Origin of the sequence: Parasphingorhabdus sp., from assembly GCF_965233695.1 — a bacterium.
Lineage (GTDB): Bacteria > Pseudomonadota > Alphaproteobacteria > Sphingomonadales > Sphingomonadaceae > Parasphingorhabdus.
In genome coordinates this window covers 1,008,893-1,021,689 of the sequence record NZ_OZ247497.1, presented here as the reverse complement: position 1 = coordinate 1,021,689, position 12,797 = coordinate 1,008,893, and the positions used below count along the sequence as shown (strand labels likewise).

11 protein-coding genes are annotated in these 12,797 nt (G+C 54.2%); 2 read left to right on the top strand and 9 right to left on the bottom strand.

Annotated features, from left to right (window positions below):
* Positions 1 to 4: 4 nt before the first annotated feature.
* The gene (locus ACO6S1_RS04715; protein ID WP_422345174.1) at positions 5 to 1,879 is read right to left on the bottom strand and encodes a prolyl oligopeptidase family serine peptidase; all 1,875 of its coding nucleotides are present in this window, start codon (positions 1,877 to 1,879) and stop codon (positions 5 to 7) included.
* 253 nt (positions 1,880 to 2,132) lie between these two features.
* Here ACO6S1_RS04715 and ACO6S1_RS04710 point away from each other — a divergent pair, with 253 nt between their 5' ends.
* Both ACO6S1_RS04710 and ACO6S1_RS04705 read left to right on the top strand, forming a co-directional pair.
* Positions 2,133 to 3,926 carry an SLC13 family permease gene (locus tag ACO6S1_RS04710; protein ID WP_422345173.1) on the top strand — a complete coding sequence of 598 codons (1,794 nt, stop codon included), beginning with the start codon at positions 2,133 to 2,135 and terminating at the stop codon, positions 3,924 to 3,926.
* A 113-nt stretch (positions 3,927 to 4,039) separates the two neighbouring features.
* Positions 4,040 to 4,669 carry a peroxiredoxin gene (locus ACO6S1_RS04705; RefSeq protein WP_422345172.1) on the top strand — a complete coding sequence of 210 codons (630 nt, stop codon included), beginning with the start codon at positions 4,040 to 4,042 and terminating at the stop codon, positions 4,667 to 4,669.
* Positions 4,670 to 4,685: 16 nt separating this feature from the next.
* Here ACO6S1_RS04705 and ACO6S1_RS04700 read toward each other — a convergent pair whose 3' ends face one another.
* From ACO6S1_RS04700 to hisN, 8 genes are all read right to left on the bottom strand, one after another.
* The gene (locus ACO6S1_RS04700) at positions 4,686 to 6,254 is read right to left on the bottom strand and encodes a peptide chain release factor 3 (RefSeq protein WP_422345171.1); all 1,569 of its coding nucleotides are present in this window, start codon (positions 6,252 to 6,254) and stop codon (positions 4,686 to 4,688) included.
* Positions 6,251 to 6,712: a hypothetical protein gene (locus tag ACO6S1_RS04695; RefSeq protein WP_422345170.1), complete on the bottom strand. Its 462-nt coding sequence runs from the start codon at positions 6,710 to 6,712 to the stop codon at positions 6,251 to 6,253. Before ACO6S1_RS04695 ends, ACO6S1_RS04700 begins: the two co-directional genes overlap by 4 nt.
* Complete coding sequence (gene pheT / locus ACO6S1_RS04690; RefSeq protein WP_422345169.1) at positions 6,705 to 9,077, bottom strand: phenylalanine--tRNA ligase subunit beta; 2,373 nt, start codon at positions 9,075 to 9,077, stop codon at positions 6,705 to 6,707. The genes ACO6S1_RS04695 and pheT overlap by 8 nt, the downstream gene beginning before the upstream one ends.
* A complete protein-coding gene (gene pheS, locus ACO6S1_RS04685) occupies positions 9,074 to 10,189 on the bottom strand; it encodes a phenylalanine--tRNA ligase subunit alpha (RefSeq protein WP_422345168.1) in 1,116 nt (371 codons plus the stop codon). The genes pheT and pheS overlap by 4 nt, the downstream gene beginning before the upstream one ends.
* A gap of 111 nt (positions 10,190 to 10,300) precedes the next feature.
* Complete coding sequence (gene rplT, locus ACO6S1_RS04680) at positions 10,301 to 10,663, bottom strand: 50S ribosomal protein L20 (protein WP_422345167.1); 363 nt, start codon at positions 10,661 to 10,663, stop codon at positions 10,301 to 10,303.
* 42 nt (positions 10,664 to 10,705) lie between these two features.
* Positions 10,706 to 10,906, bottom strand: coding sequence for a 50S ribosomal protein L35 (rpmI, locus tag ACO6S1_RS04675; protein ID WP_348300296.1), 201 nt, complete (start codon positions 10,904 to 10,906; stop codon positions 10,706 to 10,708).
* 147 nt (positions 10,907 to 11,053) lie between these two features.
* Positions 11,054 to 11,962: a helix-turn-helix domain-containing protein gene (locus ACO6S1_RS04670; RefSeq protein WP_422345166.1), complete on the bottom strand. Its 909-nt coding sequence runs from the start codon at positions 11,960 to 11,962 to the stop codon at positions 11,054 to 11,056.
* Complete coding sequence (gene hisN, locus ACO6S1_RS04665; protein ID WP_422345165.1) at positions 11,950 to 12,729, bottom strand: histidinol-phosphatase; 780 nt, start codon at positions 12,727 to 12,729, stop codon at positions 11,950 to 11,952. The genes ACO6S1_RS04670 and hisN overlap by 13 nt, the downstream gene beginning before the upstream one ends.
* Between the last annotated feature and the right edge of the window lie 68 nt (positions 12,730 to 12,797).

The following is a 12,797-nucleotide window of genomic DNA, read 5'->3' as shown; positions in this document are numbered from 1 at the left end:
GATATCAGGCGGGATTATGCTCGGTCAGAAATTTTTCGAGCTGATCCAGCCAGTCTTTGCGATTGTCAAAATCTTTCAAGCCATGACCCTCTTCTTCATATGTAACGAAGACAGCTTTTGCGCCGCGATTTTCCAGCTTTTCTTTGTATAAAGTAAACTGGCTGTATGGCACCCTGCTGTCCTTCTTGCCGTGGACTAACAAGACTGGCCGTTTCAATTGGTCTACCATTCTGACCGGCGAAACATCATCCAGATCGAAATCCTCCTCCCCTTTGACGATTTCCCGCCATTTCTTGCTGTATCGGCTCTTAAAAAATTGACGATCAAAGCGCAGTTGCTTTTCAAAATCGGTAACGCCGGCGAATGATGCTGCACAGCGATATCGCTCCGGGTTGCGGGTAACACCCCAAAGGGCAGCATATCCCCCATAAGATGAGCCCACAATACAAACACGTTTGGGATCGACAATTCCCCGTTTGACCAGCCAGTCCATGCCGTCGTCCAAATCATCCTGCATGGCTCGACCCATCTGCCCCTCGCCCAGTTTGTAAAAGCTTTCCCCATAGCTGCCAGACCCGCGGAAATTAGGCTGCAGGACTGCATATCCGCGGTTCGCGAGAAACTGTACTTCCATATTGAAATCCATGGTGTCCCGAACGCCATAGGGGCCTCCATGAGGTAATATTATCAAAGGCAGTTTTTCAGCTTTGAAGCCTTTGGGAAGCGTCACGTAAGCTGGAATATTAGTGCCATCGCGCGCCGAGTATATTTCATATGTGGTTTTCGCCATCAGCGCGGGATCTATTCGGTCATTGACACCCGCAAAGCGATCCATTTTTTTGGCAGCAGGCTCATAGAGGTAATAGCTGCCTGGGTCCTGGGGAGAGGTGGAATATATTATCATCTTGCTCTTGTCGCGGGTTGCAGAAGATATCCAAACCTCTTGCCCGGGCAATGAACGATCCAATATATTTTGCCGCCGCGCAAAATAGTCGTCGAACCAGTGAATACGGTCGCGAGAATCCGTGTAATAGGCAGCCTCTAACTTTGTCCCATCGTTACTAAGCGAAAATCTGGTCACGTCATTCTTGTCATGTCCAAAGACCTTCTCTCCAATCTCGCGCGTCAGGAGGTTGAATTTGTACAAACCAAAGCGGCCGGTATTTTCATTGGAAAGTACATAACCTTCATTGGATCCGGCGATTATGCTGAAAGCATCAAAAAGCGTTTCCTGATCATTGTCGACAATGTCCTTGTCCTTTACTTTGTCTATACGCTTGAATGGCTGGTCAGCGGTTTGTCGGTAAAATACAAGGGTCGAGTTGGCTCGATAACTCAACCCCATTCGCACAACGCCTTCATTATCGGAAAACCAATCCCAAATTTTGCGCTGATCTTGCACAACTTGTTCGGCTTCGTTGGTGGCGAGGTCAATTTTATATACGGAAGGATATTTGTAGATGGACTCTCTAGTCTCAAGCAGAACGAAGCGTCCGTCCCGGTCCAGATGCAGGATATTATCGCCATCCGGAGCGCCTTTTTCCAAACCGATAAACCGAGAACTCTGATTATTGGTGTTGATCAGATACATTTCTATCTGACGGAATTCATTGCCCAAATAGACTCGTTGGCCATGATAATGCTTCAGGCTCGAAACGCTGAACAAGACTTGACCTTTGCCTGCCCAGCGATACCAATTGAGATCGGTATCTTCCGGCATTTGTTTGCGAAAAGATTTGCCGCCGGTCAGCGATCGCACCGTTAGATAGGATTTCCCGTCGGCATTTTGCCGATATACAATCTGCGATCCGTCAGGCGACAATATCGGTCGATAAACATCACCTTCGGCAGCAAATATTTCTGTCGGAATTTTCTCCACGGCTGCAATTGCCGACGGGGTTAAGCCAATATTCAATACAAGAAGAAGTATTGCAGTTAATAATCTCAAATGCATTAATGGTCCCAGAAATGAAGCAACAAACAATAGATTCAGAATTACAACAGGGATAGAATAAATCAATATAATTATTGGCGGACATTTCCTCGCCTTATAATGCGCTTTCAATTTAGTAGCAGAACGCACCGCCTTCCTGTTAAGGCAAGGATCAGGCACCGCAAACTGGGAGCGAAATGTGGACTGGGCCTTTTATTGGGATATTGCAAAACCTTATGTCGGATTGGCGATATTATTTGCCCTGTTTACGGCCTTTGTCGGGGAACGCCGCCCGCCAGCGGTGACAGCGGTTGTCGCTGCGGCGTTGATGATGGTGCTGGGTTTGCTCAGCAGCAATGATATGCTGTCGGTCTTTTCCAATCCCGCGCCGCTGACCATTGGGGCAATGTTTATCCTGTCTGGCGCGCTGGTCCGCACCGGCGTGATCGAGGCTCTCGCCGGTTTTGCTGCGCGCAAGGCAGAGAATAGGCCGTTTATGGCAATTGGCGGGTTCCTCGGCGGCACTTTTGCATCGTCCGCCTTTGTCAACAATACGCCGGTGGTCATCATCCTGATCCCGATCATGCGCAAAATCGCAAAAGTTTCGGGCATCGCGGCGAGCAAGCTGCTTATTCCGCTATCCTATATATCGATATTGGGCGGCAGCCTGACCTTGCTCGGCACATCGACCAACTTGCTGGTGGATGGTGTCGCGCAGGAGAATGGGCAGGCGGCCTTTGGTCTGTTTGAAATCACCCAGGTCGGCCTGATTGCGGCAGTGACAGGGATTGTCATGATCGCGATATTGGGGCCGCTTTTTCTGCCAAAGCGGGATAGCGAAAGCCTTGCCGATCAGACACCGGAATCCCAATATCTGACCGATATCCGGATCGACGAGGATAGTGAATTTGTTGGCAGGAAAGTCTCTGACATCGGGGCCTTTGCCCCTTCCGGGGTGGAGATACTGGGCCGCCGGGTTGGCACAGGGATCGACCGTTTTGAATTTTCGGACCATATCGTGCTGGGCGGAGAGACGCTGGTCGCCTCTGTGACACAGGAAGAGTTGTTATCGCTAGCCGAGACAGATGGGATTCTATTGGGTTATGCTGGCGTCAAGCAACCAACTATCCCGCTCGCGGACGAACATACCAGGCTGGTCGAACTGGTGATCGGGCCTTCTCACCGGTCGGTGGGGAAAACCTTGCCCAACCTGCCCTTTCTGTCCCGCGTTCCTGCACGGGTGCTCGGCCTGTCGCGCCCCCGCCATATTGCCGGACCGACTCTGGCCAACGCGCGGATCAGGCATGGCGACAGCTTGCTGGTGCAAACCGATGATCTGTCGGTCGGCACGTTGCAGGAAAATGTCGATCTGGTGCATCTGGAAGAACCCGAAGCCCGTGCCTATCGTCGTCGCCGCGCCCCAATGGCGATTTTGACGCTGGCGATCATCATCATCGCTGCAGCCTTGGGCGTGATGCCGATAGCCGCGCTGGCGATGCTGGGCGTTGCGGCGGTATTGCTGACCAAATGTATTGACAGCGAAGAGGCATGGAGCTCCATTGATGGCAATGTGCTGGTGCTGATCTTTGCCATGCTGGCGGTGGGCAAGGGACTGGAAAATGCCGGCACGGTGCAGCTGATTATCGACACACTCTTGCCGCTGCTCAAAATGATCTCACCGCTTTGGCTTATTATTGCGGTCTATTCGCTGACCTCCCTGCTCACCGAAACCGCGACCAACAATGCGGTGGCGGTCGTAATGACGCCGCTCGTTATCGGTATTGCCGAACAAACCGGTGTGGATGTGCGCAGCCTGCTGGTGGCCGTGATGTTTGGAGCGTCGGCGAGTTTTGCGACGCCGGTGGGATATCAGACGAATACATTGGTCTATACGGCGGGCAATTATCGCTTTTCCGATTTCGTCCGGATCGGCCTGCCGCTTAATATCGGTGTGGGGCTGGCAGCCTGTTTCGCAATCTATTATATTTTTTGATCGCCAGCCGGTTCGATATGTATTTTCCCTGATTGCGCCTGTGTGCTGCCATGATCATCTTTCTTGCTGAAACCCCAGCCCGCCTTGCACGCGGCAAAGCGAAGGAAATGATCATGTCTCTCCATATTGGCGACATCGCGCCCAATTTTGTTGCCGACAGCACCACAGGCGAAATCGACCTGCATAAATGGGCGGAAGATGATTGGGTGTTTTTCTTCAGCCATCCGGCTGATTTTACGCCTGTTTGCACAACCGAAATGGGGCGAACCGCGCAGCTTGCGGATGAATTTGCGGCCCGCAATGTCAAGCCGCTGGGCCTTTCAACGGATATAGTCGAAGAGCATTGGGACTGGATCCACGATGTGAATGCGACACAGCACACCAATGTCCGCTTCCCGATCCTTGCCGATCCGGATTGCAAAATATCCAGGCTCTACGACATGATCCACCCTGGCGAGAGTCACACAGAAGCGGTGCGTTCGGTATTCATCATCGACCCGGAGAAGAAAATCCGCCTGATCATGACCTATCCGATGACGATCGGGCGCAATTTTGACGAGATTTTGCGGGTGATTGATGCATTGCAGCTATCGGACAAGAAGAATATCGCTACCCCCGCCGACTGGCAGTCCGGTGACAAGGTCATCATTCCCCCATCGATTGAAAAGGAAGAGGCCGAGAAGCTGTTTCCACAAGGCTGGGATGAACAGCGGCCCTATTTGCGGTTGACCGAGGTTTCCTGAAGGAGCCGACCCGGCTTTATCGCTCTCGGGTTGCGCTGAACTTGATCTCCGGATTGCGTTCTTCCTGATAACTCACATCCCAGCCGGACTTGGCGAGGAACACCAGATTGTCGTCGCGGTCCTTGGCGAGGCTGGTCTGGTTGATATTGGCAAAGGCGCTCAGCACCTCATCATCGCCGCTGATCCAGCGCGCGGTTTCAAAGGGAGCGGGTTCGAGGCCGGCCTCAACCTTATATTCTGCGGACAGGCGGCTGACCAAGACTTCGAGCTGCAATTGACCCACGACGCCGATAATCCAGTTCGCGCCGATTTCGGGATAGAAAACCTGTACAACGCCTTCTTCGGACAGGTCATCAAGCGCCTTGCGCAGTTTCTTGGTCTGTGTCGGGTCTTTCAGGATCACCCGGCGCAATATTTCCGGGGCAAAGTTCGGCAAGCCGGTAATCCGCACCTGGTTTTTCTCGGACAATGTATCGCCGACACGCAGCGTCCCGTGGTTGGGGATGCCGATAATGTCGCCGGGCTGCGCGGTGTCGGCAATTTCACGGTCCTGCGCGAAGAATAATATCGGGCTGTGGATGGCAATCGGTTTACCCAGCGCGGAGGGCGTCAGTTTCATGCCGCGCTTAAACTCGCCGGAACAAAGCCGCATGAAGGCGATGCGGTCGCGGTGCTGCGGGTCCATATTCGCCTGAATCTTGAAAATGAAACCGGTGACATCCTTGCTGTCGGGTGCAATCGGGGCAGGCTCGGCTGGCTGTGGCCGCGGGCTCGGCGCATAGTCGGCAATCGCCTCGATCAGCTCTTCTACGCCAAATTGTTTGAGTGCGGACCCGAAATAGACCGGCGTGAGATCGCCGCTTTGATAAGCTTCCAGATCAAAGCTGCTATAGCCGCCTTGCGCCAGCTCGCCTTCGCTGGTGAGTCTTTCCAATGCTTCATCGCTCAGCACATCGGCGAGCTTGGGGTCGTCCAGCCCCTCAAATTGCTGAACCTTGCCATCATAATTTTTGCTGTCGCCATCGGGTTGGTGCAGCTGGTTGCGATAGAGGTCATAGATGCCCTCAAACTGACCGCCCATGCCGGTTGGCCAACTCATCGGGCAAACATCGAGCGCCAGTTTATCGGCGACCTCGTCTAGCAATTCGAACGGATCGCGGCCTTCACGATCCACCTTGTTAACAAAGGTGATAATCGGCACGCTACGCAGGCGGCAGACTTCAAACAGCTTCAATGTCTGTGCCTCGATCCCGCTCGCAGCATCAATCACCATGATCGCGCTGTCGACGGCGGTCAGCGTGCGATAGGTATCTTCGGAAAAATCCTCATGGCCCGGTGTGTCGAGCAGGTTGAAGGTGATGCCGTTGCGTTCGAACGTCATCACTGAGCTGGTCACAGAAATCCCGCGCTGCTGCTCGATCTTCATCCAGTCCGAGCGCGCCCGCCGGTTGTCCCCGCGCGCCTTGACCTCGCCGGCCAGGTGAATAGCACCGCCTTTCAGCAGCAGCTTCTCGGTCAGCGTCGTCTTACCCGCATCGGGGTGAGAGATAATCGCAAATGTGCGGCGAGGGTTGGTTTGGGTCATTGCTTTTCAGGGGCCGATTTTTCTAAAAATTTTTGATGGAGTACATCGTCGATTGGTGCATAGCTTACTTCTTTCACTGAGTTTATGTTCTCTACACGGAGGACCCAATTTTCGGGATTGTTATCCATCTTTGGATATTCATCGAGACTGCCCACCAGCTTCAAAACTGTAATATGTCCAGATGGTTCTTTCGCAACAGTCTCCAGCATCTGAGGCCGCAAAACATCCCAGTCTTGAAAATCTAAATCTATGCGTTCATCGCAATTCTTGCCTACTAAGGATATGCTGTGGTGAAAATCACCGATTAACGCACCTTCAACTTGAATTTCTTGCCCAACTGTCCCGACCTGCTTTTTCGCAAGTTTGCAAAACTCGAATGTGGCCAATTCATTTTCTTTGGAGCAACCCGTTATAGAGAGTGCCAAAGAAATGAGAGCTACAATTGGCAGTTTAGCCACGAAGCTCTGCCCCCAATTTTCCTGCACTCGCCACAACCTTATCCGAAACGGCTTTCAAATCCTCTTCGGTCAGGGTCGTTTCCACTGGCTGCAGGGTAATTTCCACCGCCAGCGATTTTTTGCCTTCGCCCAGGCTATCGCCTTCGAACAGGTCGAAAAGCCGCGCGCCAGTAATCAGTTTCTTGTCCGCGCCCTTGACCGCGCGCACCAGATCGCCGGCGGGCAAATCCGCATCGACGATGAAGGCGAAATCACGGGTCACCGCCTGCAAAGCGGGCGGGGCGAAGGCCTCACGCATATGATCTTTGGCTTTCTTCACCGGGATGGCGTCGAGGAAAATTTCTGCGCCAACGGCTGACCCTTTCAGGCCGAGCGCCTTGGTCACTGAGGGATGCAACGCGCCATAAGCGGCGAGAATCTTCTTGGGCCCAAGCCGCAATGTGCCCGACTGGCCAGGATGATAATGATCCCCCGCTTCCCCGAAATCCATCAATTTATCAACCGGCGCACCGGCGGCTTCCAAGATGGCAAGCACTTCGGCCTTGGCATCAAAAGCGTCATATTTGGTCGCTGATCCCGCTTGCCAGCTGCGTGCTTTGTTCTCGCCAGCCAGCACCAGGCCGATTGTCTGATGCTCGGTGGTTTCGAGATAGCGGCGCCCGACTTCAAACAAGCGCATGGAGGATGCGCCGCGATCGGCATTGCGCTGGGCCGCGGCGATCAGGCCGGGCAATAACGAAGGACGCATGACTTTCAGGTCTTCGCTAATCGGATTGGCCAGCGACCAGGTGCCACCGCCAAAGGGCGCGGCTTCCTTGTCGGAGATAAAGCTCCACGTCACTGTCTCGTTCAGACCGCGGGCCGCCGCAGCACGACGCGCTTTGCGTTCGGCCAGTTGTTCCGGAGAGGCCGTTGGCTTGGCGACACCAGCCTTGCGCGGTAACGGCGTGGACGGGACGTTGTCGAGCCCTTCGATCCGGACCACTTCCTCGACCAGATCCTGCCAACCCTCGACGTCACGACGCCATGTCGGGACAGTGACTTGCCAATTGTTATCGACCGAGAAACCCAGCGCTTCCAATATGGATTTCTGTTTTTCCGGCGCGACATCGATGCCGCCCAACGCGGCACATTGCTTGGGATCATAGCTGATCGTGGGCATGTCCGTCGGTGGTGTTCCGGCACGGGTTATGTCGCTGGCATTGCCGCCACACAGATCGAGCACCAAAGCCGTTGCTATATCAATACCATTATCCAGAAACGCCGGATCCACACCTCGTTCAAAGCGCTGACGGGCATCGCTGGTCAGCATTAGCTTCTGACCGGTTTTTGCGATGGAAGCGGGATCGAAATAGGCGCATTCGATCAACACTTCGGTGGTAGATTCTTCGGAACCTGTTTCCGCGCCGCCCATGATGCCGCCAATATCATGCGCGCCATTGTCATCAGCAATGACGGTCATAGTCTCGTCGAGCGTGTACTCTTTGTCGTTGAGCGCGGTGAGCTTTTCGCCCGCTTTGGCTTTACGTGCAACCAATCCGCCCTTGAGCTTGGCCACATCATAAACGTGCAACGGCCGCCCATGGTCGAGCATCACGTAATTGGTGATATCCACCAGTGCGTTGATGGGTTTCTGGCCAGCCGATTTGAGCCGTGCCTGCATCCAGTCGGGTGATGTGCCGTTGGTCAGGCCGGTCACTGTGCAGCCGTAAAAGGCGGGACAGCCTTCGGGATCATCCGTGCTGACATCCGGGCCAGCGCCACTGCGTTCAACGGAACCGATTTCCAGCGGCTTCAGCGTACCGATACCAGCCGCTGCCAGATCCCGGGCAATGCCGCGCACGCCCATGCAATCCTGACGATTGGGTGTGATCGCAATATCCATGACCGGATCATCGAGCTGCGCGTAATCGGCATAGCTGGTACCAACCGCTGCTGCGGCATCGGCGGGCAGTTCAACGATACCGTCATGATCGTCACCCAGTTCCAGCTCACGCGCGCTGCACATCATGCCGAAACTCTCGACATCACGAATCTTGGCTGGTTTCAGGGTGAAATCACTGCCGGGAATATAGGTGCCGGGAGGGCCAAAGACGCCGACCATATCCTTGCGCGCATTGGGCGCGCCGCATACAACTTGCCAAGGCTGATCCGAACCATCGTCCACCTTCAGCAATTGCAGCTTGTCCGCATTGGGATGCGGACCGGCTTCGATAACCTTGGCCACACGGAAAGGGCGCAGAGCATCGGCGGGGTTCTCCAACCCTTCCAGTTCCAAACCGACGGCGGTTAGCTTTTCGGTAATTTCGGTTAGGCTTGCATCGGTATCGAGATGCGCTTTGAGCCAGCTTAGGGAAAATTTCATGCGCCGACTCCTCCGCTCAATGTGGGTACGTCGAGCGCGTCAAAGCCGTAATGCTCCGTCCAGCGCAAGTCGCCGTCAAAGAACGCCCGCAAATCATCCATGCCATATTTCAGCATTGCCAGCCGGTCGATACCGCAGCCAAAGGCAAAGCCCTGCCAGACATCGGGATCAAGCCCGCAGTTTCTAATCACATTGGGATGGACCATGCCGGAGCCGAGAATTTCCATCCAGCCGCCCTCATTGCCGCGCGAATCACCGCCGATGATCCGCCGGCCTTTTTCAACAGAAAATCCGACATCGACTTCGGCACTCGGCTCGGTGAACGGGAAATAGCTTGGGCGCAGGCGCAGTTCGATATCGTCCCGCTCGAAAAAGGCGCGAACAAAGGTTTCGAGTGTCCATTTGAGATGACCCATATGAATATTTTTGTCGATCACCAGGCCTTCGACCTGATGGAACATCGGCGTATGGGTGGCATCGCTGTCGCTGCGATAAGTGCGGCCCGGTGCGATAATGTAAATGGGTTCGCCAGCGCCATCTGTCTGTTTCGCTACATCCATCATCGTGCGGATTTGCACAGGCGAGGTATGCGTACGCAGCAGTTTCGGCATGCCCTGATCGTCAGTCTGCGGGAAATAGAAAGTGTCATGCATCGCGCGCGCCGGATGAGTTTCCGGAATGTTGAGCGCGGTGAAATTGTGCCAGTCATCTTCGATTTCCGGACCGGTCGCGACCGAGAAGCCCAGATCAGCGAATATCTCGGCCAGTTCGTCCATGACCTGACTGACCGGATGAATGCTGCCTTTGGGTGCGCTGGGCGGCGGCAAAGTCATGTCGAGTTTTTCGGTGGCGAGGCGGGCGTTCAGAACATCGCTCTCCATCGCTTCTTTACGCGCAGCAATCGCGTCGGCCACGGCCTGGCGAGCACCGTTGATTTTCGGTCCCTCCGTCTGGCGTTCTTCGGGCGTCATTTTACCGAGGGTTTTGAGCAGCAGCGAAATCTCGCCTTTCTTGCCCAGCGCAGCGACGCGGATGGTTTCCAGCGCATCGCCATCGGTGGCGGCACTTATCTCACCGAGATATTTGTCTTTTATTACTTCGATGTCACTCATGACTTTACCCTATTTTCCCTGCTGACCGTCTAAAGCAGGCTGCGGTGAAAAACCCAATAAAAAAGCGCCGCGAGATTGCTCCCCGGCGCTTTTTGAAATTTATGGAAATACTTAAGCTTTCGCTAGAGCATCCTGCGCCTGTTTGATGATGCCGCTAAAGAGCGCAGGTTCATTCATCGCCAGGTCGGCCATGACTTTACGATCGAGTTCAATGCCGGCAAGCTTGGTGCCGTGAATGAACGTGCCGTATGTCATGCCTTCTGCGCGAACCGCAGCGTTAATGCGCTGGATCCAGAGTGCGCGGAAAGCCCGCTTTTTGACTTTACGATCGCGATACGCATATTGGCCGGCCTTCTCGACAGCCTGCCGCGCGACGCGGATGGTATTTTTGCGGCGGCCATAATAGCCCTTCGCCTGTACCAATAATCTTTTATGTTTTGTACGAGTGGTCGTACCCCGTTTTACACGTGCCATTTTCTATATCCTTGAATTTTGTGAAGCTATGGGAGCGCGCTATTAAAGCCCGTAAGGTGCCCATTTCTTGATTGTTTTCGCATCTGCGTCAGCACAGTTTTTGGTGCCGCGGTTTTGCCGGATATATTTGCTGTTATGGCTCATCAAACGGTGGCGTTTGCCAGCTACGCCGTGCGTAACCTTGCCAGTTGCGGTGATTTTGAAGCGTTTCTTCACACCACTTTTGGTCTTCAACTTGGGCATTTTGGTCTCCTTTGAAAAGTTACCGTTACGGACACATGTGGCAGCCCAACACTGGCCAGTGCGTCACATCGGAAGGGCGGCAATAGCGAGATTCGCCTGAAATGCAAGAAATAAAGCAGAATCATCGCGGCTTTAAGCGCTATTTGGTCAGGCCGCGTTACAATTATCGTCGGAGTCAGGGTCTTCTGGCCTGTCCATAGCCTGCAAGGGCCGGCCGAGTGCCTTTGTCCGCTCGCTAGCGCCTATACCGAAAATCGGGTGTGGTTGGGCCATATATTGTCTAGGGGTCAGCCCCATGAACCTTTTGAAATCGCGGTTGAAATGCGCCTGATCATAATAGTTGAGATCGACGCATTCGCTCCAGCTTTGTGAGGGATTCATGAGGGCTTCGCCCAGAGTTCGGACAAAACGCTGTCGCCGCAGCAAAAGTTTGGGCAGGAAACCGAATATCCGATTTGAAAAGCGGCTGAGCTGTTTCGTATCCATTTCCAGGCGTTCGCAAAGCGCCGCTACGCTATCAATGGCAGGATCGGTGAGCGCGAGATGTGCGGCCTCAATCAATTCCTCTTCGGGATCAGTTGGCGACAGCGTGTCGAGCAACAGATGATTAAACGTATCAACCATCTCTGCCTCGGATTCCATGTTCCGGATGGCCTTCCAGATATCAGCAAATAGCTCAAACTTGTGGGCCGTTTCAGTATCGACGACCTTATTGGCCCAGCGGGAGGCTGGTTGCCCGACAAATTTGTACCAGCCCAGCGGCAACAGGCCAAATGCGGCGATACGCGCAGATTTGCTGGCAATGGGTGCGGCCTGACTGGTCGGCCCGGTCATGGCCGCCCGGGGAGAATCCTGAAACTTCTGGTCCGGACCCATCATTTTGACATTTCCGCGATAGATATAGCGGATACTGGCCCATTGCGGGAGCAACATGTCCGATATCTCTGAGCCGTCCGGGCTTTCTATCTCGGAAAAATAATAGGTGGTAACATAGCGCTGTAGCGGCGGCGGAGGAAGCACGAACCGGGTTTTGCTGGCAGGCTCTAATGGTTGCATGCAATCGCCTCCAGCACATCATCGACGCGGGACTGGTCACCGATGGCCAGCACATGACCGTCGGATTCGGCATGAAGCGGTTCGCCATTCCAATCGCACATCATTCCGCCCGCACCATCGACAATCGGAGCCAGAGCCGCATAATCATGCAGCATCAGCCCCGCTTCGCAAACCACGTCAACATGACCGCTGGCAACAAGGCCGTAATTATAGCAATCGCCGCCATAGATAATCTTGCGCGGCGCAACTTTGCTGGCGAGGCCCATGAAATGCTCTGCATCATGCTCGTCAAATTGATGTGGGGTGGTGGTGGCGAGCACCGCGTCCTTCAATTCCCGGCACCGTGCAGATTTGGCGGCTGTTCCATTGAAGGTGGTTGGTCTTCCGACCACACCGACCCAGCGTTCGCGCGCAATGGGCTGGTCAATAATCCCGATAACCGGCCAGCCATCTTGCAATAGCGCGATCAGCGTGCCGAAAATTGGCCGTCCGGCGATGAAACTGGTGGTGCCGTCAATAGGATCAAGCACCCATTGGCGCGATGCGCCTTCGTTGATCGTGCCATATTCCTCACCGATAATGCCGTCTTCCGGACATTCGGTTTCAATAATCTTGCGCATCGCGGCTTCGGCGGCGCGGTCGGCTTCGGTGACCGGCGTGGAATCACTTTTCGATTCCTGGTCAAATTTGGCACGAAAAAGCGGACGGATCGCTTCACCGGCAGCCTCGGCTAGCTTTTCGGCAAGAGTGATGTCTTTGGGGGTCATTAAAGCTCCGATTCATTTTCCGCATTTAATGCGGAGCCTAGCGTATATATTGCGCTACCGTAACTCTG